This window comes from Vagococcus salmoninarum, from assembly GCF_003987495.1.
Classification (GTDB): Bacteria; Bacillota; Bacilli; order Lactobacillales; family Vagococcaceae; genus Vagococcus_D; species Vagococcus_D salmoninarum.
Genome location: NZ_NGJU01000015.1, coordinates 44,807 through 67,589, shown reverse-complemented (window position 1 = coordinate 67,589; position 22,783 = coordinate 44,807). Strand labels below are relative to the sequence as shown.

The 22,783-nt window shown below is 37.6% G+C and carries 24 protein-coding genes; 13 read left to right on the top strand and 11 right to left on the bottom strand.

Translation table 11 applies throughout. The features are described 5' to 3' along the window. Positions 1 to 10: 10 nt before the first annotated feature. The gene (locus CBF35_RS10295) at positions 11 to 1,528 is read left to right on the top strand and encodes a phosphohexomutase domain-containing protein (RefSeq protein WP_126780829.1); all 1,518 of its coding nucleotides are present in this window, start codon (positions 11 to 13) and stop codon (positions 1,526 to 1,528) included. Between the two features lie 61 nt (positions 1,529 to 1,589). Here CBF35_RS10295 and CBF35_RS10290 read toward each other — a convergent pair whose 3' ends face one another. After that, positions 1,590 to 2,453: an RluA family pseudouridine synthase gene (locus CBF35_RS10290; RefSeq protein ID WP_126780827.1), complete on the bottom strand. Its 864-nt coding sequence runs from the start codon at positions 2,451 to 2,453 to the stop codon at positions 1,590 to 1,592. 209 nt (positions 2,454 to 2,662) lie between these two features. Here CBF35_RS10290 and CBF35_RS10285 point away from each other — a divergent pair, with 209 nt between their 5' ends. From CBF35_RS10285 to CBF35_RS10265, 5 genes are all read left to right on the top strand, one after another. Next, complete coding sequence (locus CBF35_RS10285; protein WP_126780825.1) at positions 2,663 to 4,774, top strand: PBP1A family penicillin-binding protein; 2,112 nt, start codon at positions 2,663 to 2,665, stop codon at positions 4,772 to 4,774. A gap of 199 nt (positions 4,775 to 4,973) precedes the next feature. After that, positions 4,974 to 5,321, top strand: a complete 348-nt coding sequence (locus CBF35_RS10280) for a YlbF/YmcA family competence regulator (protein ID WP_126780823.1) — start codon at positions 4,974 to 4,976, stop codon at positions 5,319 to 5,321. Positions 5,322 to 5,454: 133 nt separating this feature from the next. Beyond that, positions 5,455 to 6,699, top strand: a complete 1,245-nt coding sequence (locus CBF35_RS10275; protein WP_126780821.1) for a metallophosphoesterase family protein — start codon at positions 5,455 to 5,457, stop codon at positions 6,697 to 6,699. Next, on the top strand, positions 6,696 to 9,347 hold the full coding sequence (locus tag CBF35_RS10270; RefSeq protein WP_126780819.1) for an ATP-binding protein: 2,652 nt from the start codon (positions 6,696 to 6,698) through the stop codon (positions 9,345 to 9,347). Before CBF35_RS10275 ends, CBF35_RS10270 begins: the two co-directional genes overlap by 4 nt. A gap of 12 nt (positions 9,348 to 9,359) precedes the next feature. Next, entirely contained in the window at positions 9,360 to 10,304 is a 945-nt protein-coding gene (locus CBF35_RS10265) for a 3'-5' exoribonuclease YhaM family protein (protein ID WP_126780817.1), read from the top strand. A gap of 45 nt (positions 10,305 to 10,349) precedes the next feature. On the opposite strand, the gene ytpR is transcribed toward CBF35_RS10265, so the two are convergent. The 4 genes from ytpR to pepA are packed head-to-tail and all read right to left on the bottom strand — an operon-like array spanning position 10,350 to position 12,899. Continuing rightward, positions 10,350 to 10,976 (bottom strand): YtpR family tRNA-binding protein, encoded by a 627-nt coding sequence (gene ytpR / locus CBF35_RS10260; RefSeq protein WP_126780815.1) that lies wholly within the window; start codon positions 10,974 to 10,976, stop codon positions 10,350 to 10,352. A 24-nt stretch (positions 10,977 to 11,000) separates the two neighbouring features. Further along, entirely contained in the window at positions 11,001 to 11,462 is a 462-nt protein-coding gene (locus tag CBF35_RS10255; protein ID WP_126780813.1) for a universal stress protein, read from the bottom strand. A 37-nt stretch (positions 11,463 to 11,499) separates the two neighbouring features. Further along, positions 11,500 to 11,814, bottom strand: a complete 315-nt coding sequence (locus CBF35_RS10250) for a thioredoxin family protein (protein WP_126780811.1) — start codon at positions 11,812 to 11,814, stop codon at positions 11,500 to 11,502. Between the two features lie 8 nt (positions 11,815 to 11,822). After that, on the bottom strand, positions 11,823 to 12,899 hold the full coding sequence (gene pepA / locus CBF35_RS10245) for a glutamyl aminopeptidase (protein WP_126780809.1): 1,077 nt from the start codon (positions 12,897 to 12,899) through the stop codon (positions 11,823 to 11,825). Between the two features lie 150 nt (positions 12,900 to 13,049). On the opposite strand from pepA, the gene CBF35_RS10240 reads away from it, so the two are divergent. Together CBF35_RS10240 and CBF35_RS10235 are read left to right on the top strand one after the other, a co-directional pair. After that, positions 13,050 to 13,616 carry an NUDIX hydrolase gene (locus CBF35_RS10240; RefSeq protein WP_126780807.1) on the top strand — a complete coding sequence of 189 codons (567 nt, stop codon included), beginning with the start codon at positions 13,050 to 13,052 and terminating at the stop codon, positions 13,614 to 13,616. Between the two features lie 72 nt (positions 13,617 to 13,688). Then, positions 13,689 to 14,033, top strand: coding sequence for a PepSY domain-containing protein (locus tag CBF35_RS10235; RefSeq protein ID WP_126780805.1), 345 nt, complete (start codon positions 13,689 to 13,691; stop codon positions 14,031 to 14,033). A gap of 274 nt (positions 14,034 to 14,307) precedes the next feature. Here the strand turns inward: CBF35_RS10235 and CBF35_RS10230 are convergent, their stop codons facing one another. The 6 genes from CBF35_RS10230 to CBF35_RS10205 all read right to left on the bottom strand — a co-directional run bounded on the left by CBF35_RS10230 (position 14,308) and on the right by CBF35_RS10205 (position 19,808). After that, positions 14,308 to 15,126: an AP2 domain-containing protein gene (locus CBF35_RS10230; RefSeq protein WP_126780803.1), complete on the bottom strand. Its 819-nt coding sequence runs from the start codon at positions 15,124 to 15,126 to the stop codon at positions 14,308 to 14,310. 582 nt (positions 15,127 to 15,708) lie between these two features. Continuing rightward, positions 15,709 to 16,059, bottom strand: coding sequence for a hypothetical protein (locus CBF35_RS10225; RefSeq protein WP_126780801.1), 351 nt, complete (start codon positions 16,057 to 16,059; stop codon positions 15,709 to 15,711). A 142-nt stretch (positions 16,060 to 16,201) separates the two neighbouring features. Beyond that, complete coding sequence (gene trmB / locus CBF35_RS10220) at positions 16,202 to 16,849, bottom strand: tRNA (guanosine(46)-N7)-methyltransferase TrmB (protein WP_126780799.1); 648 nt, start codon at positions 16,847 to 16,849, stop codon at positions 16,202 to 16,204. An 86-nt stretch (positions 16,850 to 16,935) separates the two neighbouring features. Beyond that, positions 16,936 to 17,718, bottom strand: a complete 783-nt coding sequence (locus CBF35_RS10215; protein ID WP_126780797.1) for a phosphotransferase family protein — start codon at positions 17,716 to 17,718, stop codon at positions 16,936 to 16,938. Between the two features lie 132 nt (positions 17,719 to 17,850). After that, the gene (locus CBF35_RS10210; RefSeq protein WP_126780795.1) at positions 17,851 to 19,068 is read right to left on the bottom strand and encodes an ABC transporter permease; all 1,218 of its coding nucleotides are present in this window, start codon (positions 19,066 to 19,068) and stop codon (positions 17,851 to 17,853) included. Further along, the gene (locus CBF35_RS10205; RefSeq protein ID WP_126780792.1) at positions 19,068 to 19,808 is read right to left on the bottom strand and encodes an ABC transporter ATP-binding protein; all 741 of its coding nucleotides are present in this window, start codon (positions 19,806 to 19,808) and stop codon (positions 19,068 to 19,070) included. Before CBF35_RS10205 ends, CBF35_RS10210 begins: the two co-directional genes overlap by 1 nt. 161 nt (positions 19,809 to 19,969) lie before the next feature. Here CBF35_RS10205 and CBF35_RS10200 point away from each other — a divergent pair, with 161 nt between their 5' ends. The 5 genes from CBF35_RS10200 (at position 19,970) to ruvX (ending at position 22,775) form a co-directional block, all read left to right on the top strand. Beyond that, positions 19,970 to 20,404, top strand: coding sequence for an HIT family protein (locus CBF35_RS10200; RefSeq protein WP_126780790.1), 435 nt, complete (start codon positions 19,970 to 19,972; stop codon positions 20,402 to 20,404). Then, positions 20,397 to 20,729, top strand: coding sequence for a YtxH domain-containing protein (locus CBF35_RS10195; RefSeq protein WP_126780788.1), 333 nt, complete (start codon positions 20,397 to 20,399; stop codon positions 20,727 to 20,729). Before CBF35_RS10200 ends, CBF35_RS10195 begins: the two co-directional genes overlap by 8 nt. Before the next feature lie 193 nt (positions 20,730 to 20,922). After that, positions 20,923 to 21,900: a peptidylprolyl isomerase gene (locus tag CBF35_RS10190; RefSeq protein ID WP_126780786.1), complete on the top strand. Its 978-nt coding sequence runs from the start codon at positions 20,923 to 20,925 to the stop codon at positions 21,898 to 21,900. A gap of 186 nt (positions 21,901 to 22,086) precedes the next feature. Continuing rightward, on the top strand, positions 22,087 to 22,356 hold the full coding sequence (locus CBF35_RS10185) for an IreB family regulatory phosphoprotein (RefSeq protein ID WP_126780784.1): 270 nt from the start codon (positions 22,087 to 22,089) through the stop codon (positions 22,354 to 22,356). Then, positions 22,353 to 22,775: a Holliday junction resolvase RuvX gene (gene ruvX / locus CBF35_RS10180; RefSeq protein WP_126780782.1), complete on the top strand. Its 423-nt coding sequence runs from the start codon at positions 22,353 to 22,355 to the stop codon at positions 22,773 to 22,775. The genes CBF35_RS10185 and ruvX overlap by 4 nt, the downstream gene beginning before the upstream one ends. The last annotated feature ends 8 nt before the right edge of the window (positions 22,776 to 22,783 follow it).

Sequence of the window (22,783 nt, the reverse complement as noted above, 5' to 3'; positions counted from 1 at the left end):
GAGGAACAAAATGAGTAACTTACAAGAACTAATTAACGGTTCGGATTTAAGAGGACGAGCACTAAGAACGGAAGCGGGTGAGGCTAATTTAACACCAGTCGAAGTTCAACAACTCGCTATCGGTATCGTTAAGTGGTTACAGTTAGATTTATTAGGCCGTCGCGATTTGAAAATTGCTATTGGTCATGACAGCCGTTTAACAGCAGATAGTCTAAAAAACGCGATGATTGAAACTTTTGTTAATCAAGGGGTGACAGTGATTGATGTTGGGTTGGCGACGACACCAGCGATGTTTATGGCAACCCAGTTTGCTGAGTATCAGTGTGACTTAGGCATTATGTTGACAGCTAGTCATCTGCCTTACTACTTTAATGGCATTAAACTGTTTACTAAAAAAGGTGGGGCTGAGCATGAAGACGTTGAACGACTTGTTGAATTAGCTCTTGAGCAACAGTCTACAGACCAAATAATTCCATTAGGGACTGTGGAAAAACGGGATTTGATTCCTTTGTATGCCGCAGATTTAGTCACTAAAATTCGTCAAGGAATCGGCAGTGAGGCAGAAAAACCACTAGCTGGTTTTCATATTATTGTTGATGCCGGCAATGGGGCTGGTGGCTATTTTGCTAGTCAAGTCTTAGAAGTTTTAGGGGCAGATACAACAGGCAGTCAGTTTTTAGACCCAGATGGCAATTTCCCAAATCATATTCCCAATCCAGACAACCCAGCAGCTATGGCAAGTATTCAGCAAGCTGTTTTGCAACATCAGGCTGACTTAGGGGTCATTTTTGATACCGATGTGGATCGTTCAGCAATTGTTGATCAGGCGGGGAACGGGATTAATCGTAATAGCTTGATTGCAGTCTTAGCGAAGATTGTCCTTGAGGAGCATCCTGGTTCAACGATTGTCACGAACTCACCGACATCGACCCATTTAAAACATTTTATTGAAAGTTTAGGTGGCAAACAGTACCGTTATATTAGTGGTTATCGGAATGTCATCAATCAAGGAATCAAGCTAAATCAAGAGGGGACCCAAGTGGAATTAGCCATTGAGACTAGTGGGCATGCCGCTTTCAAAGAAAATTATTTCTTAGATGATGGGGCTTATGTGATTGCTAAAATCTTGATGCTGTTACCTAAATTACAAAAACAGCAGAAAACAATTACTGATTTAATGGCAGACTTAGCCCAACCAGCCGAGGCCCAAGAAGTCCGTTTTAAAATTACTACGGCTAATTATCAAGAAACTGGCCGGCAAGTCATTCACGAGTTAGAAAAATTTGTCCAAGAGACTCCTGGTTTTGAGATTGACCCTGAAAATCAAGAAGGGTTACGAGTCACCGTTAGTAAGGATTATGGTAGTGGCTGGTTCTTATTACGGATGAGCTTACATGAGCCTTTGCTAGTTTTACAAGTTGAAAATGATGTTCTAACAAAAAATCACGCTGTCTTTAAAAAATTAGCGACTTTTTTCCAGCATTACGAGACTTTAAATCAAACAGCCTTAGCTGAAATCATTAGTTAATCAATAAAAAAAGACTAGCTCCAAGTCTGTCATTAGACAGATTGGACTAGTCTTTTTGAGTTTACCATAAGCTTGGTAAAGCCTCACCTTTAACTAATTCTTTTGTAAAAGGATGTCTTAATTCTAAAGAGGCAGCATGTAGCATCAAACGTTCTGCCGGGGCTGAATCAGGATTATACAAAGGATCACCTAATAAAGGATAACCCATATAGTCTAAATGGACCCGGATTTGGTGAGTCCGACCAGTATCTAAAGTGCAAATGACTTGGCTGTGATTGTCTTGGAAACCAACGACTTCCACATGAGTAATCGCATTTTGACCGTTAAAGTCACTAGCGATCCGCTTGCGTTTATCGTGACGGTCACGAGCAATTGGTTTTTCAACTGTAAAGCTTTTTTGGCCAATCTTCCCTTGAGCCACGCCGTGATAGACTCGTTTGATTTCTTTGGCTTCCATCATTCGGCCGATAATCGGTAAAACAAAGGGATTTTTAGCAAAGAGAATTGCGCCACTAGTTTCCATGTCTAACCGGTGAACAACGTATGGGCTTTGGTCTTTACTAGCTAAATAAGCGGCCACATGATTTTGTAAGGTGTTGCCTTCTAAGGGCTGGTTAGGATGAGTTTTCATGCCAACAGGTTTATTAACAATAATCAAATGTTCATCTTCAAAGAGTACATTGACTAACTCTTGATTACCTAGTAATAATTGGACCTCAGGGTAATCGGCTGCTTCGAAAGTTAACGTGATTTTATCACCAGCGTTAACTTCGTGGTGGAACATCGTTGGCTCATCGTTAACTTCGACATTTTTACGAGTTCTTAATAAATGACGAACTTTGCGGGGAACTAACCATTCTTCTTCTAAAAGGGTTTTGACATCAGTTGTTTCAAAAGTGTCGGGTAAATACAGTGTATGTTTCATTATTTTCCTCTTTATCTTCATAGATTCGTTGAAATTTACTTAATTCTTATGAATTGTACCACATTTTATTTAAAACTTCATGATATGATGGTTGCCAGTCTGAGTTTGAATTAGGTCTTGAGACTTATAACAGCTTGACGAATCTGTGTTAAAATATAAGCATGAGATCAGCGAAAAGCTAAAAGAGCTCACATAAAAGAGGGGATATTATGGATTTTAAAAAAATAATAGCAAGTTTAGGTGACTATTTAAAGCAGTTTTGGGCATGGTTGAAGCCTTATTTGTCCCAGTTTCACCAATGGCGGAAGCGCATTTGGAAAAAATATCATATTAATAAAATAATTATTTTAGTCGGCTTAGTCACAGTTTTAGTGACTAGTATTTATTTGTTTTCCTTAGCTAAAAGTGCCAATGTGGAAACTTTAAAAGCGGGCTTGTCACAAGTGACGACGATTTATGATGAGAATGATGAAGAGGCCGGGGTATTATATAGTCAAAAAGGGACTTTCATCGAATTAAATCAAATGTCGCCCCATTTAGTAGATGCTTTGTTGTCAACTGAAGATAAACGATTTTATGATCATGGGGGATTCGACTTACGAGGAATTGGTCGTGCAGCAGTTGGAATTGTCACTAAAGGCCGAATCACTGGTGGCGGAAGTACCTTAACTCAACAATTAGCGAAAAATGCCTATTTGTCCTTAGATCAAACGATGAATCGGAAAGCCAAAGAGTTATTTTTAGCGTTAGAAATTGAAAAAGTCTACTCGAAAGATGAAATTTTAGAGATGTACTTAAACAATGCCTACTTTGCTAATGGGGTCTGGGGAGTTGAAGATGCCTCTCACCGTTACTTTGCTAAAAATGCTGCAGACTTAACGATTGATGAAGCAGCTGTCTTAATTGGGATGTTAAAAGGGCCTGGTTACTATAACCCAATTGACAATTACGATCGCGCCATTAATCGCCGGGACACAGTCTTAGAATTAATGGTTAACAACAATAAGCTAGACCGGAGTTCAGCTGATGCAATGATGGCAGACACGCTCTATTTAGCTGATAATTTCCAAGATAAAAACAGTAATAACAGTTATCCTTCTTATTTCGATGCGGTTATTAATGAAGCGGAAAGTCGTCATGATATTAAAGATGAAGACTTATTGAATAAAGGCTACAAAGTCTACACCACATTGAATCAGCAATACCAACAAGACATGGATACAACGTTTAACAATGCCAGTCTTTTCCCAGCCAATGCTCCTGATGGTGAAATGGTCCAAGGGGCATCGATCGCCATTAATCCTAAAACTGGTGGGGTCCAGGCTGTAGTCGGTGGACGAGGGGAGCATCAATTCCGGGGCTTAAACCGGGCGACCCAATCTAACTTGTCACCAGGTTCAACGATGAAACCCTTAGCTGTCTATACGCCGGCTTTAGAAGCGGGCTATAAAACAGATTCAATCTTAAAAGATGAAAAATTATCTTTTTACGACGTTGAAAACATTGATAAGTATTACCGTGGGGACGTGCCGATGTATGAAGCGGTCTCTCAAAGTTTAAATGCTTCAGCGGTCTGGCTCTTTAATGAAATCGGCATGGATCAAGGGGCTAAAAAAGTTGAAAAATTTGGAATTAAATTAGATAAAGAAGATCATTACCCTGGTTTAGTTTTAGGTGGGATGACAAAAGGAACCACGCCGATGCGGATGGCTAGTGCTTACTCAGTCTTTGCCAATCAAGGCCGTAAGAAAGACCCTCATTTTATTCGAAAGATTGTCGATGCGACAGGAGTTGTAGTCGTTGACAATGAAGAGGCTAAATCTGTTCAAGTGACGACACCCCAAGTGGCTGAAGATATGACTAGTATGCTTCAAGGAGTCTTTAGCTCTGGGACAGGTGTCAATGCTCAGCCTTATGGCTACCCGATTGCAGGAAAAACGGGGACGACTGAAAGTAGTATTGATGGCTCTAAAACGAAAGATCAGTGGATTATCGGTTATACCCCAGATGTAGTAGTAGCGACTTGGATTGGTTTTGATATTTCCAAAGAGTCCCATTTTGTGGAAAATCAAAGTGTCGCACCCGTTTTCAAAGATCAAACCCAACGAATTTTATCCCACTCACCAGGGACACCTTTTAACGTTGTCGACGCCAGTCTTGAAAATCAAGAGAAACCTCTTATCGATCAAGAAACAAAAGGTAACTTAGCTGAATTTGGTGAAAAAGTCAAAGAAGGTGCAGAATACTGGGGTGGTAAAGCAGTTGAAGGGGCTGGTAAAGTTAAAAATAAAATCAGCGATTTATGGAATTCTTTTCAGTAAGTCAGTCAAAAAGTAGTCTTTGCTGATTTTGCGGCAGTTAGGTGCTAGTTAATTGATTATGGCTTCTTAGCTCGGGAAGCAGATGGGCAGAAATACTGGCAAGTCTAAAGTTTCTTTAATAATGACGAGTAATGATGGGCAAAAAGTTGTAATAGTGATACAATTGAATACATAAAATAAAGAGAGTAGGATGTTATTTATGTCAGTTAATATTTATGATAGTGCTAACCAAATCGAAAAAGAAATTCGTCAATTACCAGAATTTTTAACATTACAAGAAGCTTTTGCAGCAGTCAAAGCCGATACACCTTCTTTTGAATTATTTAAAGAATTCCAAGGATTACAAATGGAATTACAACAAAAACAAATGCAAGGGGAAGAGTTTTCTGATGAAGATGCTCAAAAAGCCCAAGAATTAGCAGCTAAAGTTCAAGAGTCAGAGTTAATTAATGACTTAATGACAAAAGAACAAGGCTTTAGCGTGATTGTTAACGATTTAAACAGGATTATTATGAAACCAATCCAAGAATTATACGCTGATCAATAAATCGGTAAAAGCTGAGAGAAATCTCAGCTTTTTTTTGTTATCTAGAAGGTGTTAAGGTCTAATAAAAGCCAGTGTTCCCCTAGCATTTCCCTTGAAAAATCAGTATGATAGAAGAGTATGAGGGGTGAAGAAAATGAAATTTATCCATGGAGCAGATTTACATTTAGATCGTGCCTTTGAAGGCTTACGTGATTTACCGACAGAGCTAAGTAGTAAGCTCCGTCAAAAAAATCAAGAGATGTTGCAAGAAATTGTGGAACTGGCAATTATTGAAAAAGTTGACTTTGTTCTTTTAGTAGGCGACACGTTTCATCAAGCAGCGGTGGCGATTAGTACCCAAAAAATAGTCATGGAAGCTTTTAAAAAGTTAGCTAAAAATGGTATTTCTGTCGTGATGACTTTCGGCAATCACGATTATTATAATTCAGAGACTTATTGGTTTGAATTTCCAGAAAATGTGTTTCTCTTTAAAAGTGAGGCCGTGGAAACTATCCAGTTAGTGACTAAAAACCAAGAGCAAGTCGCAATCTCAGCTTTTTCGTATGAACATCGTTGGCTAGAATCTTCTAAATTAGGGGAGTATCCACAAAAAAATCAACAAGCTGATTATCACATCGGTCTCTATCATGGGACTTTAGGCAGTGAAAACGTAACGCAAAATTATGCACCTTTTAGTCTAAGTGAGATGACTAATAAGGGCTATGATTATTGGGCTTTGGGCCATATTCATCAGCCTCAAGTATTAAAAAATAATCCACCAATTATTTATAGTGGTAGTCCTGTGGGCCATAGTAAAAAAGAGACGAATAGTCAAGGGGTAGTTTTAGTTGAAAACCAAGGGAATCAGTTAACGTATCAATGGTTAAACTTAGGGGCCTTGGAGTGGCAAGACGTGACCTTAGCTTGCCAGGAATTGACTTCCAGGAAAGAGTTGCTTCTGAAGATTGAAGAGCTGTTGTTAGCTTTCGGAGAAAGGGCTGAGTCTGAATTAAGTCTAGTTGCCCTAGAACTAAAGACAGTCCCAGCCAGCTTAAACAGCCAAATTAGTAGCGAATTGGCTAACGGTGGCTTATTAAACTATTTGCAAGAAAGAGTCTTTGAAGAAAGCCTAGGTAAACTCTGGCTACGCAGTTTGACAGTCTTAACTTCCCCTGAAAAAGCCTTGTTACCTTTAGGGGTAACGACAGAGATGTTAAGTGAGATTAGTCAAAAAATTAGTCGAGAAAGATTTGTCAAAGTGACAGAAGAATTGACGAGACAAGGGGCGATCGCCTATTTATTACCAAAGGACGATCTGGCATTTCAGGAAGAGCGAATAAATAGCAGTTTAACCCATGTCTTAAGTGAATTATCCCAAACTGGGGGTGAGGAATCATGAAATTAGTTCGTTTAACAATGACTAACTTTGGTAAGTGGCAAGATAAACACATCGATTTTCAAAAAGATTTAACGTTAGTCTATGGCAATAATGAAGCAGGGAAAACCACGCTTCACCATTTTATTCAAACGATGTTGTTTGGTTTTCCGAAAAGACGTAAAAGTTTTCGCGATTATGAGCCTCGTCAAGGCGGCTTATTTGGTGGCAGTCTAACTATTGAAGTAGCTAATTATGGTGAAATCAGGATTGAACGCTATAAAAGTATTAACCGCGGCAAAGCCCAAGTGACCTTAGCTGATGGACAAGAAATCACTGAAGAAGAGCTGATGGTACTATTAAGTCCTTTGACCGCTGAATTGTTTTCAGAAGTTTTTAGTCTGCAACAAGAGCAATTACGGGAACTGAAATATTTAACTGAAGAAAAATTACAAGAATTATTACTAGCAGTCGGCATGACTGGCAGTAAGAAAATCGTGACAGTCAAGTCGACTTTAAATAAACAAGAACAAGCATTATATAAGCCCACGGGCCGTTTGCCACTAATCAATCTTAAGTTAAAAGAATATGAAACGATCCGTTCTCAAGTTATAAAAAAAACACAGATGGAAAGACAATATCAGCAACAACGGCAAGACTTGGCCACGAAAGAACAAGTCTTGCAAGACTCCCAAGCGAAGTTAAGTGAACTTAAAAGTGAAGAGCAATTAATCGCACAACAAATTACAGCCTTTCCTTTGTGGCAAGAGCGCCAACACTTACAAAAGCAACTAGGGAAGGACGGCTTTTCCGACATAGATGAAGTTAGCAAACTTTATCAAGATTATCAATTCGTCAAAAAAGAAGAAGAAAATTATTTAGTCAAACAGAAAAATGAGTTAGAACGCAGTCAAGCAACACCGGCTTACTTATTTTATTTGGAAAATCAAGTAGGGATTGAAAAACTAACAAGTCAACAAAACAGAATGGAACAAAACAGGCAACAAATCAAGTGGCTTGAAACTCGTGTCAGTCAGCGGGAAAATGAGACAGAGCAGTTACTAGCTGAGTTACCAGAATTAGCGATTCAAGGAAGGTACTTTCCTGAGCTCTTAGAGCAAGAACAATTAAAAGTCTTAGCCCAACAAGAAGACAGTTGTCACTTTAACTTACAACAGCAAGAAAGGCACTTTGATCAAGTTTTAAGTGAAATCGAAGAGGAAGCTGGGCGTTCTAAAAAAGTGACTGAAAAAAATTCTCAACAGCGACTAGGCCAACTCTTCGGCATAGGTGCGGCTGTCTTCCTGCTGATTGGCCTTAGCTGCCTTTTCTTAAAGCTGTTTTTAATTGGCGGTTTGAGTGTCTTAGCTAGTTTCGTTTTACTTTTGCTTAAGGGCAAAGGCAAGGCTCAGCTTAGCCCAGAAAAAGCCACAAGCTTAAATGAAAAGGAAGGACTCTTAGAAAACATTGCTGAAGAAATCGAAAAAATTCAAAGGGAATTAAAAAGTCTTCAAGAGCAAAAACAAAGGCTAGCTGAAACTTATCAGTTCAAGCTGGAGCAATCAGTCTCTCAATGGCTATTAGAGCTGCCACAAAGGGGCCAATTAGTTAGAGTTGTTGAAGAGTTAGCCAGTTTAAAAGGCGAGCTGACTGAGGGACAGAGAGAGCTTAATAGCTATCGCCAAGAGTTTTCATTTATGAAAGAATGGCTACCAATTGCGACTAGTTCTGATGAAGAACTACTGACAGCATTAACAAACTTTGTAGCTGAAATGAGCCAACGGAGCTTAGCTCTTAATCAGGCTGGCCAAAGCCTAACGACGTGGCAAGAACCACTAGCAGAACTAGCTAAGCGGCGAGAAACCTTGACAGTACGCTTGTATAGTTTCTTGCCAGCAGGTGTCACTCACTCAATGGACAACGTTCAGCGTTTATTGTTTGAAAATCAACAGAGAAGTCACCAAGCAGCGGAACTAGCTAAACTAAGTCTGCAAGTGGACCAGCTTTTTAATGACCAGCAAGACTATCAATTAGCAACTTTAGTCACAATAAAAGGGAAACTAAAGGAAGAGATTCCCGATTTAATCCGCAAACAGCAAGAGCAGAGTAGGGCTATTGAAAAGTTGCGCTTTCTAATCCAACAACAAGAAAGTGACGGGACTTTAAGGGAACTGTATCAAACAGAGGCCAATCTAGAGACAGAGTTGCGAGAACTAATCAATCAATGGTATGACAATCGTTTAGGAGATGAAATACTTCAAGCTACCTTGGATCAACTGGCCAAGAGTCAGTTACCAGACTTATTAAGGACAACTACGGCTTTTTTCAAACTATTGACAGCCGAGCGCTTTGTGGAAGTTAGCTACGAAGGGGATGAACTTCTGCTGAAAGATCAACAAGGCCTTGATTATGAGGTCAAGGAGTTGTCAACTGGTAGTCGTGATCAACTATATATGGCAATTAGACTAGGATTTATTCAACTTCATAGCCAAGAATCCCTTTCTCCTGTTATAATAGATGATGGCTGGTTACATTATGATTCCCAGCGTAAGCAACAATTATTCCGCTTACTGAAACAATTAAGTTGTGACAATCAAATCATTTGTTTGTCCTCAGATAGTGAATTATTAGCTTTTATGGAAGATGAAAATGAAGGTATTATTGTGTTGTAGAAAGGAGTCTGTATGAAAAAATTAAGAGAATTAGCAGTTGATGAAAGTTTTGAGATTTTTGTTTTAATCAAACAAGCAGATGTGAGACTGGCAAAAAATGGTAAGAAATTTATTGCGTTTACGTTTCAAGACACATCTGGATCGATTGACGGAAAATTTTGGGACGCTTCTGAAGATGAAATTAGTAAATTTACCGGTGGGCAAGTCGTTGCCTTAGGAGGTAAACGGGAAGTGTATCAAAGTAACCCCCAAATTAAAATTTTAAATCTGCGTTTAGCAACAGCTGAGGAGCCAAACCAAGCAAGTCTTTATATGGAAAAAGCGCCTATTCAAAAAGAAGAAATGGTTGAAGAAATTAACCAAACGATTTTTGAAATTACGAATGCGACTTGGAATCGAATTGTGCGACACTTAATGACTCAGTATCAAAGTGAGTTCTTTGAGTTTCCCGCAGCCAAGCGTAATCACCATGCCTTTGCCGGCGGCTTAGCTTATCATACCGTCTCAATGTTACGATTAGCAAAATCAATTTGTAAAGAATATCCGGAGTTGAATCCTTCCCTTTTATACGCAGGTGTGATTCTCCATGATTTAGGTAAAATTATTGAGCTGTCAGGGCCAGTTTCAACGGAATATACTTTAGCGGGTAACTTAATTGGTCATTTAGTGATTGTTGATGAAGAAATTACGAAAGCATGTCAAACGTTAAAAATTGACGATCGAACAGAAGATGTGGTCATTTTGAAACACATGATTTTAGCTCATCACGGTCTATTAGAATATGGTTCGCCAGTTCGACCTCGGGTCATGGAAGCTGAAATTCTCCATCAAATTGATAATTTAGATGCCTCAATTCAAATGATGATTGGTTCATTGAAACAAATTGAACCAGGTGAATACACAGAACGGATTTTTGGCATGGATAACCGAAGTTTTTATCTACCAAACGTCAAATAACGTCAAAAAAACTGCTTTGGACTTAGTCCAAGGCAGTTTTTTTTGCTAGATAACGTATTCAGCGCCAATAAAAGCCACGCCAACTTCAGTATCAAAAGGTAATTCTAAAATCCCTTTCGCTTTTGGAGCATTAGGAACAGCTAGTTCACTTGCTGAGCAGATCATCCCTAAACTTTCTACTCCTCGTAACTCACCAGGCCAGATCATCATACCGTCAGGCATCATGGCACCAGGTTTAGCGACAACAACTTTTAAACCGGCTTTAATGTTACTTGCTCCACAAACGATTTGTAAGATTTCACCATCGGCGACTTCTGTTTGGGTAATTGATAAGTGGTCTGAATCAGGATGGGCTTTACAAGCTTTTACAAAACCAGTGACGATTTTAGCTTCTCCGTCAGACATAATTTCTTCTGAAAAACCAGCGACTTTTAAGGCGATATTAACGGCAATTAATTGTTGTAATGTAAGTTGGATTTGACCATGACCAGTTAAATCAGGTAATAGTTCCGACGCTTTGAAAAAGTTCCAACCAACTGTTTCGCCAGTTTCTTTAACAAAAATCCGCGTAATGGATTCCTTACTTTCACTGCTTACTTTTTGCCCTTGAGGGTTGCCAGCAACGACCATTAAGACGTCGCCGACAGCTGCTTTATTGTAACTAAAAATCATGTTGAGCTCCTTTAAAATATAATGTTATTTACTATCTGTTGGTCGAACAACGAGAACATCGCAAGGGGCGTGACGAATCACATAGTCACTAACACTACCCATAACGAATTTTTCAACGGCACTTAAGCCAGATTGACCAACCATAATTAAATCAATGTTGTATTTAGCTGGTAATTCTTCAGCCATTAAGACTTTCGGAGAACCAAAGGCTAAAATGGTTTCAACAGTATCGCAACCTTTTGTTTTAGCATAAGTTTGATACTCTTCAAGCATTTCTTTGGACCGGTCTGTTTCTTGCTGTATTAAATCAGCATTAGTTAAGGAATACCCCATGTTACCATATAAACGATTTTCAATAATATGGGCTACGACAATCTTTGCATTGTTACGTTTAGCAACAGCTAAGGCTTTGTCGAAAGCTTCACGGGCTTGGGGACTTCCGTCGATTCCAACTAATATTCCTTGATATTCTTGAGTTTCTAACATGTTCGTCACCCTCCTAAATTTAAGTACGTGTTGTTAACTAAGTGAGACTTTTAATAAAGTCACTAACCTCAGCTTTGGTTTTACGGTTTTTATTAACTAAACGGCCTTTTTCTTTGCCATTTTCAGTTACGATAAAACTAGGAATACCAAAAATCGCCCATTGACTGGCTAAGTCTGGAAATTCATCACGGTCAACTTGGACAAAGGTATATTCTGGAAACTCCGCTTCAAGCTCTGGCATGACTGGTTTAATATAAACGCAATCGCCACACCAATCAGCAGTAAAGAAAAAGACGTGTTTGCCTGTTTCAACATAACTAGCTAATTCTTCTAAACTTTTAGGGATAATCATTCGTTGACCTACTTTCCGTAAATGATTTCGTTAATTTTGTCAGCATCTAAAGCTTGCAAAGTTGTAATTAACATTGCTTTAGCTGCTTCGTAATCACTCATATTGAACATTGTTTGATGAGTGTGGATATAACGTCCTGGAACGCCAATAACCGCACTAGGAATCCCATTATTCATCAAGTGAGCAGCTCCAGCATCAGTGCCGCCTTTAGAAACAAAGTATTGGTGATTAATGTTATTACTTTCAGCAATCTCTAATAAGAATTCACGCATACGACGTAAAGTAATCATGCCGGGATCAAAAATTCGAACTAAGAAGCCTTCGCCTAAATGACCAAAAGTATCTTTTTTACCATCGATGTCATTAGCCGGTGAACAGTCAACAGCTAAAAATAAATCAGGTTTAAATTTGTGGGTCGAAGGACGAGCCCCACGTAAACCAACTTCTTCTTGGACGTTGGCTCCCGCAATTAAGGTAAATGGTAAGTCCACATCTTTTAAGGCTTCTAAGGCTTCAATGACTAAAGTACAACCGTAACGGTTATCCCAAGCTTTACTAATAATGTTTTTTCCATTAGCCGTTTTAATCGTTTCTACGTCAGGAACGATGCTATCACCAGGACGGACACCGAAACTTTCAGCTTCTTCTTTTGAATCAAAACCGGCATCAAATAAAATATCGGTTACTTCAACTTTGCTTTGACCATCAGAACCTCTTAATAAATGGGGTGGTACTGATGATGAAATAACTGGATAGTCACCTTTACGAGTTTTTAAAGTAAAACGCTGAGCAGAAACCACATAAGGGTTCCAGCCACCTAAAGGTACAACACGGAAAGTTCCGTTTTCTTGGATTTGTGAAAGCATGAAGCCAACTTCATCCATGTGAGCAGCTACCATAATTCTTGGGGCATTCTCAACTTTACTTTTACGAATACCGAAGACGCCACCGAGACCATCGAATTCGATCTTATCGACGTAAGGTGCGATTTCCTTTTTCATCACTTCTCGGACATCATCTTCAAAACCACTAGTTCCTTGAATTTCTGTCATCTTTTTAATTAATTGAAATGTTTTTTCTTCCATACGAATCTCTGCAATACGCAGAGCCCCACCTCACTTTCACTTGTTATCTATATTATAGCGCAATTAGCATTTTTTTTCAGGGTTTTGTAGCGATATCAAGGAATCACTATGCTACAATTAAAAGAAAATAGCAAGTAGGAGTGAGGGAAAGTGGAGATTTATCAAGAAATACGTGAATATGTGGCATTTAACTTACAAGAATCTAAAGATAAAGAGTTAATATTAACTTACATGCAGCTATTCAATAATTTATTAACCCGTGAGAATCAAGTAGTTCATTTTACTAGCTCAGCTTTTATCGTCAATCAAACGGGTACTAAGACATTATTCATTTATCATAAACTTTATGATACTTGGTCCTGGACAGGTGGGCATGTTGATGGAGAAACTGACTTCCTAGCTGTCGCACAGCGAGAAGCCCGAGAAGAGACGGGGCTAGAAATTTTAAAGCCACTTTCAAATAGGATTGCTAGTTTAGATATCTTACCGGTCTTCGGCCATCTAAAACATGGCCAATGGATTCCAAGTCACTTACATTTGTCAGTAGCATATCTTTTTGAAGGTGACGATAGAGCAGAACTAGTAATAAATAAGCAGGAAACAAAAGGCGTTAAGTGGTTAAAGTTCAGTGACATCGACACAATGAGTCAAGAACCGGCGCTAATCAGTATTTATCAAAAACTGATCACAAAAGTGCTAAAATTGAAGGATAATTAATTTTTTAGGCAGATTAGATGCTGTCTATGATACAATCTAACTAATAAGTGAAGGTAAGGAGTGAGGATAGACATGAAAAAAGCACAACGACAACTATTAGAGGCTACCTTAGTACTGGGCATAGGGACTGGGATTGTCTTGGGGGGACTAGCAACTAATTGGGTTATAAAAAGGCAAACAGTTAGTCCAGACAAAGTATTAGCTAAAGTTAAAAAAGCTTTTCTAGCTGAAGGTCCAATTGAAGGGGCATGGATTGAGTTTACGAAGACACCCTTACAAAAATTCGCAATCAAATCGCAAACTTATACCGGTGGGATCACCCGAATTGAAGATGGGGAATATATTCAATATGAATTTGTAGCGGATAGTCAGACTGGCACAATCTTGGATATTTATCGTTTAACGAAAACTAGCTAGTATGGCCAACTTTTCTTAAGATATTAATAACCAAAGCAAAATTTAGAACTAATTATTAACAGTCTGATTGAAATGAGCTGTTAGTAAAATCAAGACAACAACATCCTAAAGAAAGCAGAAGTACGGGCTTAAGTAGCCTGGCTGCTTTCTTTAGGATGTTTCTTTGATGAGTGGTTTTTAACTTTATTTTAGCTTTTTTTGGTTTTTAGTAGATCTTAAGTTTAAAGTTATGTCTTAGACGTCTCAGTTCGTTACTAGTACGTAAGCCTTGGTTCTAAATCTCTTGGTTTGAATTTAAAAGAACCGCGTATTTTTGTAAAAGGGGAGTAAATAATTCACTTTCTGCTTGTTGGCGGGCCTCTTTGGCCTTTAATAGAGAGCAATAGGCGCCAAGTGTGTAGCGTTTATTTTGAAAAGTAATGTAAGCATGCCATTTGCCTCGATTACTATAGACGCCTTTAACACCGCTCGTATTATTTTTATATAATTTTGTATTGAGGTTGTCTAAGCAAGTATTTTCAACGAGTGTCTCTCGTAAACTATCTTTTTTTAGACACCCACAACTTTTAGTATGATTGTTAACTATATTAGTATAAGCTACGATTGTTAAATTACCACAATCACATTGGCAGAGCCATTTATCTTTTGAAGAACGTTTTTTATTATTACTAATAGGGAAAATGACTGTTAAAAAATTATAGTGATGGCCTGGAATTGAAAGTTTTTCTTGATTCACACAGCCACAATTGTCCTTAATGCCGCGACTAAGATTTCTCTGAGAAGTTTTCAAATGAGTGCCACAATCGCAACGGCAATTCCAAACAACTGCACCGCTTGTCCGTTCATCAGTCGGGCTTAAAGCAACAATCTTTCCAAAACGTTGATTCGTAATATCCTTGTATTTCCGCTGGTTTTTTAGGGCTAGACAGCCACAACTCTTTGTTCGACCTGCTAGAACATTATTTAAATAAGGCGTGCTGGTTTGGCCACAATCACAAATACATTGGGCAACTAATACGCCATTCTTATTTTTTGATGTTTTTTGGATAGTTAGTAATCCATATTTTCTTGGAAGAGCAATTTGATCTAACATTAATAAAATTCCTTTCTTTGGTTGTTGTTAATTAAAAGCGATTTTTTTGAGGCTCTTACTACTTACATCGGTTCAAGTGGATTTAAGTTAAGGGGGAGATGAACGATAATTATAGAATGTTACTTTAAATTGACTAATAATGTTACTTTAAATTGACTAATATTGAAGAGAAGACAAGTATCGAAAAGAGTTGGCTGTAATTGAAAAAAGAACCGACAGGACGAATTGTCTTTTAGGAATCAGTTTTATCATGTTAGAATATGCTATTTTAGTTAAGTGGGGGAAGTAAATATAGTAAGATAAAGGCATTGCATTTTTTGAGGACAGAATAATATGAAGGAGCGAGGCTAAGGACTCTTAGAGAAAGAAGCAACTGCAAAAGTCATGCGTTACTTCAAAAAGTCAAAAAGCCAAAAATCCCTTTTGAAGAAAAGGGATTAATTGGCTAAAGACAGCAAGGGATCTAAAAAAACGTCGTAACAAGTAGCGTTTTCGTGCAAAAGGTTGTTATTATGAACAAAAAGCGATTAAATGTATTATAATCACGATAAAGAATCAACTTTACGTTGATTAGAGGTGTTTTTACCAAATGAGTGAAAAGTTAGTTGTTTCTTGATAAATCGGGTGATTAACAGTGACTGTCAGTTCATAAGTTTCATGGTCAATCCCTTTTTTAAACTCTAAATTGATAGTTAAAGCAGCAGTCGAACCGTCAGCATAACCTAAGATCAGATAATCTTTGCCATCAATCTCTAAAACTAGTTGATACTCACCTTGTTCAGGTAACTCATTGAGAGTTTCTTGACCAGTTTGAATAAAAGGATTAGCGTATAGTAAGTCTTTGCTATTACTAGTCACACGATAGAGTTTAAGCTCTTTTTGCTGTGGGTGATCAATAGTGATTGAGAGGGTGTTTTGATTTTGGCGAGACAAGAAGAAAAAGAGCCCAATACTTAGTACTAAACTTAAAATGAGCGGAATTTAAATTTTTTTCTTAGTCATAAAGACACTCCTTATTAATGAAATAAACAGCCTAAACTAAGGTAGCTACCAGGAAGTTTAGACTGTTTTTTAGTTATTTTTTACCGGTAAAGTAAGCTTCCACCCGATAAATCGGTTGGCCTTTAGCCGAAAATTTTTGTTCGTATTCAGTCATGATATTGCCTTCAAACTTACTGTTGTGTAAATCTAACCAGACTTGTTTAAGAATCATGCCATATTGTGAAAAACTGGCTAAAGAATATTCGAATAAACCTAGGTTGTCAGTTTTGAAATGAACTTCACCGTTAAAGGGTAAGATTTTTTCATAACTAGCTAAGAATGTTTTGAATGTTAAGCGACGTTTGTCGTGTTTTGTTTTCGGCCAAGGATCAGAGAAGTTTAAGTAGACGCGATCGATTTCCAAGTCTTCAAAGTAATCTGTAACTGAACCGCCATCAACATGGAGTAATTGTAAGTTAGGCAGACTCTCTTCAATTAGTTTGTCTAAAGCGACGACTAAAACATTCATTTGAATTTCAATCCCAATGTAATTTATTTCCGGATGGGCTTTAGCCATTTCATAAATGAATTGACCTTTACCAGTGCCAACTTCAATATGAATCGGGTGGTTATTACCAAAGCGCTCTTGCCAACGACCACGCCAAATAGCTGGTTCTGAGACGACAAATTGAGGGTGCTCGGCAATTCTGTCTTTTGCCCAAGGTTTATTTCTAACACGCATAGTTAATTCTCCTTTTTCTTTTCGCTTACTAGTATTATTTGCCTTTATTTAAAAGCTCTCTGACATTATATCAGAGAGCTTCTCTTTTAATAAGCATAAATTTTCTTTAAGAGTAAAATTTCTAGATTCATTTGTTTAAAATTTTGTTGGATGTAGCATTGTTTAATGCGCTGTAAAAAATCCATGCCACTGTACCAATAAATTCGCTCTAAGCTTTCTTCCGAATGATCCCAACCGTAAGAGTCTAACCAATGAGGCCAATCTTTGTAAGGGACATAGCGCCCTAAGACCGTTCCTAAATCTGTGGCTGGATCAGCTAACATCGTTGAGTCCCAATCAACTAGATACAACCGGTCATTATCAGATAGGAGCCAGTTGTGGTAAATCGGGTCCCCATGACAAGCTTGGGGTTCAACTGCATTGGGGATATGGTCTTCCAAGAAGCGAAAAACCCGCAATAAGTATTGGTTTTTATTTAATTCACTAGGTAAGTCATTGGCATAAGCACTTAAAAAATCAAAGGCTTGTTTTTCTTTGCCACCTAGGCGATAAAGCATTTTTTTCAAAGAATCGGATTGGTGGAGGTGTTGTAAGATTCTAATCACATCTAAGCGATTACCAACTTCCTCAGGCTTTAATAAATAACCATCTAACCATTCTTGGGCGGTTAAGACATCACCATTCCCTGTTCGTTTCGTCCAAACTAATTTTGGGGCAATGCCTTCACGAGATAAGGCCGCTAAAAAAGGCGAAGAATTTCGCTTAATAAAGACTTTATCATTAGCATTAACACCCATGTATGCTCGACCAGTATCTCCTTTAATTGGTTGGAGAGACCAGTTTTTATCAAATTGAAAATCCGCAGTCATATTGTCTCCACCTAACTTTAAGTTAAAGATACTATTAATTATCATTGTAAAACCCTTGAACCACTTCGTCAAGATAGATCTATTAATTAATGAACTTTAAAGAGAGAAACTCTCATTTAAGTGAGTTTTTCTTTATTTAGACAGCTTTTTCAAGCGGCTTGGAATGTAGAAGTATGTGAAAAGAGCAATTTCTAAACCAAGGCTGCCAATCACAATTAGGCTCTCTTGGAGTTTTGGCAAGACAATTAAGGCTGTTAGACTTAATAAAAGAGCGGTTACTGCAAGCAGTTTAGCAATCAAGGCCTGAACGGCGCTAGCTTTTTGAACTTTAGGAACTGGATAAAGCTGAGTCATAACCATGTAGTCAAATTGACTATAGAGAGGAATCAGTTGGAACCCAATTAAGTAAATCACTAATAAGCTGATCAGTAAGACGAGATAGAAATCGGTTAAAAAGACGGCAACGACGACGCCAATCAAAGTTAAGCGTAAGTATAAGCCACTAAATTCCGCCCCCCGTAAAAAACTGCGAGTATAAAGGTAAGGGTAAGTGCCTTTTTGGTCGCTAGGCAGTCGTTTTAATAAACCGTCAGCGTATTTCCGACGTTTAACTTTACCAGCAATGCCAGGGACGTCTGTAAACAAGTTAATAAATTGAAAAATCTTTTTTAAGCGCTGTTGTTCAAGACTAATCATCCCTTCCCAATCAAGGTTTTTTTCTTGAAAGAGTTTAGTCGTAGCTAAGCGACTTAGGGCATAAACAACCACACTAAGAATTAAACCAAACCAAGGTGCTAAGTAAAGGAGGGCCAATAGACTTAAGAGACTACCAACTAACCAAATAAGCGTTAATTGTTGGGCCTGTTTTTTTGTTTGGAGAAAGAGGGCTTGACATTTAATTAATAAATGAGCCGCCTTTAATAGGAGCAAGGTGATTAAATAAAAAGCAAAATCAGTCACAGTGGAACGATTGACAGCAATCAATAGTGGCATACTAATGCCGCTAGTAATTAATAAAAGAGTAAAAGGCAAGACTAAGGAATGGCGGTAACTCGCCTTTAAATAATCAATCATGTGCTGCTCTTTTGGTAAAAGAAAGACTTTATCGGCATCTTTGGCTAAAGTGGCCAGACCACCAGTTAAAAGAGCAGCCAACCAAATGAACAAAACTAAAGGTTTAGCTAATATAAAATTAGCATCAAGGGTTTTGACAAAATTAGCGTAATAAAAGCCGAAGCCACCAAATAAAAACAAAGAAATTAAGACAACATGGTCATTTAGGACGTATTTTAAATAACGATTAAGTTTTGTTTGGTGACGGCTTAAGCGGTTTTTATAAAACTTTTCCATTAAGCCTTCATCCCTTCTTCAGCAGTCAACGCAATATAGATTTCATCTAAGGAAGAATCAGGTAAATTAAACTCTTGGCGTAAATCAGCGATCGTTCCAATTGCCCGGACTTTTCCTTCATGTAAGACAACAAAACGATCACAATATTTTTCAGCTGTGGCTAAAATATGCGTGGACATTAAAATAGCTGCACCGTCTTGGCGCATCTGATCCATTAATTCTAATAAAGCGTGAATGGCCAAAGGATCAAGACCTAAGAAAGGTTCATCAATAATATACAAACTAGGCTCAATTAAAAAGGCACAGAGCACCATAACTTTTTGCTTCATGCCCTTTGAGAAGTGAGCTGGGAACCAGTCCAGTTTATTTTCTAAACGAAAGGTTTTTAATAAGGCATCGGCCCGGCGGTAAGCTTCTTCTAAAGGGATATCGTAAGCCATGGCAGTAATTTCAATGTGTTCTTTTAGTGTTAATTCCTCATACAAGGCTGGGGTTTCAGGGATATAGCCGATTTTTTTCCGGTAAGTTTCCGGATGGCTTCTAAGGGATTCACCTTCAATCAAGATGCTACCTTGTTGGGGTGTCAGTAAACCGATAATGTTTTTTATCGTCGTACTTTTACCAGCCCCGTTTAAGCCGATTAAACCAACGATTTCACCACTATTTACAGAGAAGTTTACATCTTTTAAAACAGGAATATGACCGTAACCACCTGTTAAATTATTTATTTCTAAAGTCATTTGCTAACCTCCGTTATTTTCTTCTTAGTATTATACCATAATCCATTAAAATTGAAGTGACTAGTCGTTATCTGTGAAAAATTAAATAATTAGGGAGCATTTTTTGACAGTAGCAGTTCCATCTATTATTATTAAACTAACAAACAGGAGGAGAATGATTGATGGAAAATTGTATTTTTTGTAAAATTATCAATAAAGAGATTCCCAGTTACAAAGTGTATGAAGATGCGGAAATTTATGCCTTCTTAGACATTACTCAAACGACAAAAGGTCATACTTTAGTCATTCCTAAAAAACATGTTCAAGATATCTTTGCTCTAGAGGAGCAACTAGCCAGTCAATTATTTGCTAAAATACCTCAAATTGCCCGCGGCCTGGAAAAAGCCTTGCCAGAAATGGCCGGTCTTAATTTAATAAATAACAACAAAGAGCTAGCATACCAATCGGTTTTTCATTCCCATATCCATTTAATTCCCAGATATAGTTCAGAAGATGACTTTAGTATCAGCTTTGGAAATAATGGCGAAAGTTACACTGAAGGAATGATGGCTGAACTAGCTGAAAAAATTGAGAAACAGGTGATTAACGATGATTAAAAAATTTGCAAAAGGCCTAGCAGTAGGCAGTCTCGTTGGTGGTGCTTTAGGTTTATTATTAGCTCCTCGCAGCGGTAAAGCAACTCGTCAAAAGCTAGTCGATGAAGTCGATGAGGCAACTAATTTAACGTTAGATTTAAATGATAGTTTGCAAAATTTCCAAGACTCATTAGGTACCTTAAAAGCGACAGCTAGTCAGTTATTGCCAGCTTTTAAAGCAGAAACACAGCAATCACTTGAAACATTTAAATTTCAAGCAGAGCCACGAATCGCTGAAATTAATAAAACAGTCGCAAAAATTAATCAACAACTTGAAGAAGGTTAAACCGGTTAAAAACATCTTTATATGTCTATTTAGCGACTTTTTCAGTCAAATATAACTTTTTCGTGAATTTTTTACGAAAACACTCTAAAACTCTTCAGTGAAAGGTTGTATCTGTGTATGATTATGGTATAGTTATTTAGGTGGAATTATAATATTCTTAAATCAAATTAAAACGAAATGGAAGTGCAATTACATGAAGAAAAAGAAATTAGCCCTTGCTATTGTAGGATTAGCGAGTATGGTCACATTAGCTGCGTGTTCAGGCGGCAAAGATTTAGTCACAATGAAAGGTGGCAAAATTACTGTTGATGAGTTCTTCGACGAGATTAAAACAAGTCAAGAAGTTCAAACACAATTACAATATGCGATTATTTTTAAAGTTGCAGACCAAAACTTTGGCGACAAAGTAACGAAAGAACAAATCCAAGCTAAATACGATGAACAAGCTGAACAATTTGGCGACACGTTTAAAGATCAATTAAAAGCTGCTAACTTAACAGAAGCAACTTACAAAGAAACAATTAAAAAAGGCTTATCATTCGAAGAAATGAAAAAAAGCCACATCAAAATCGAAGATGCTGACTTAAAAGAAACATGGAAAACTTACCACCCAGCAGTCGATGCTCAAATTTTTGCAACAGATGACGAAAAAGTTGCCAAAGATGCTCTAGCTGCAATTAAAAAAGGCGATGACTTTGGTAAACTTGCTAAAGAAAAATCATCAGATGCCACTGCTGCTAAAGATGGCAAAGTAACATTTGATTCTACTGATGCAACAGTTCCTCCAGAAGTTAAAGAAGCAGCATACAAACTTAAAGATGGTACTAACTCAGAAATCATCGAAGTAGCTTCTTCAAACGGTATGGAAGAAATTAAAGTTTACTACATTGTTAAAATGGTCAAAAACCAAGAAAAAGGTAACGATTGGAAACCATTCAAAAAAGAATTAACTGACATTACAATGGAAGCTAAATTAGCAGACCAAACAATTCAACAAGAAGTTATTTCTAAAGAATTGAAAAAAGCTAATATTAAAATCCAAGATGATAGCTTGAAATCTGTTTTAGCTGGTTACATCGAAGAAGAAACGAAAGACAGCAAAAAAGATGAAACAAAAGACAGTAAAAAAGATGACAGTAAAAAAGAAGAAACAAAAGAATCAACAAAATAAATTTTTGAAAAGCTAGAGTGAAAACTTTAGCTTTTTTTATAGGAAAAATCAACAATCGTTAATGACAACGGAGAAGTGCCGTTGTAAAATAAATAAAATCAGAATTGTTGAAGGATAATGTTTGTAGTTTCGAAGATTATCTTGTAAAATGAAACTGTGTATTTAAAAGAAAAGAGGTGGAGATGGATGAGTTTTACAGATGAAACCGTACGATTTGACTTTGACAACCATCGTAAGCAAGAAGTGAGTGAAACATTAACGACTGTATACCGTGCATTAGAGGAAAAAGGCTACAATCCAATTAATCAAATTGTGGGCTATTTACTTTCAGGTGACCCGGCTTACATTCCCCGTTATCAAGATGCCAGAAATCTCATACGTCGTCACGAACGAGATGAAATTATGGAAGAATTAGTAAAAACCTACTTGTCTGGCCATGGAATTGAATTTAAATGAGAGCTATGGGTTTAGATGTTGGCTCCCGGACTGTTGGGATTGCAATTAGTGATCCTTTTGGCTGGACAGCGCAAGGCATTGAAATTATTAAGATTAACGAAGAAGAAGAACGTTTTGGTTTTGAACGAGTTGGCGAATTAATTAAAGAATACCAAGTCAGCCAGTTCGTTGTTGGTCTTCCGAAAAATATGAATAATAGTATTGGCCCAAGGGCTGAAGCGTCAATGGCTTATGGGGCTATACTTGAAGAGTTATACCACTTGCCAGTTGCTTATCAAGATGAACGTTTATCAACAGTTGAAGCCGAGCGGATGTTAGTTGAACAAGGCAATGTTTCACGAAGTAAACGAAAAAAAGTCATCGATAAAGTAGCAGCAGTCATGATTTTACAAAATTATTTAGATAAACATGCTAAATAACTAAAAAT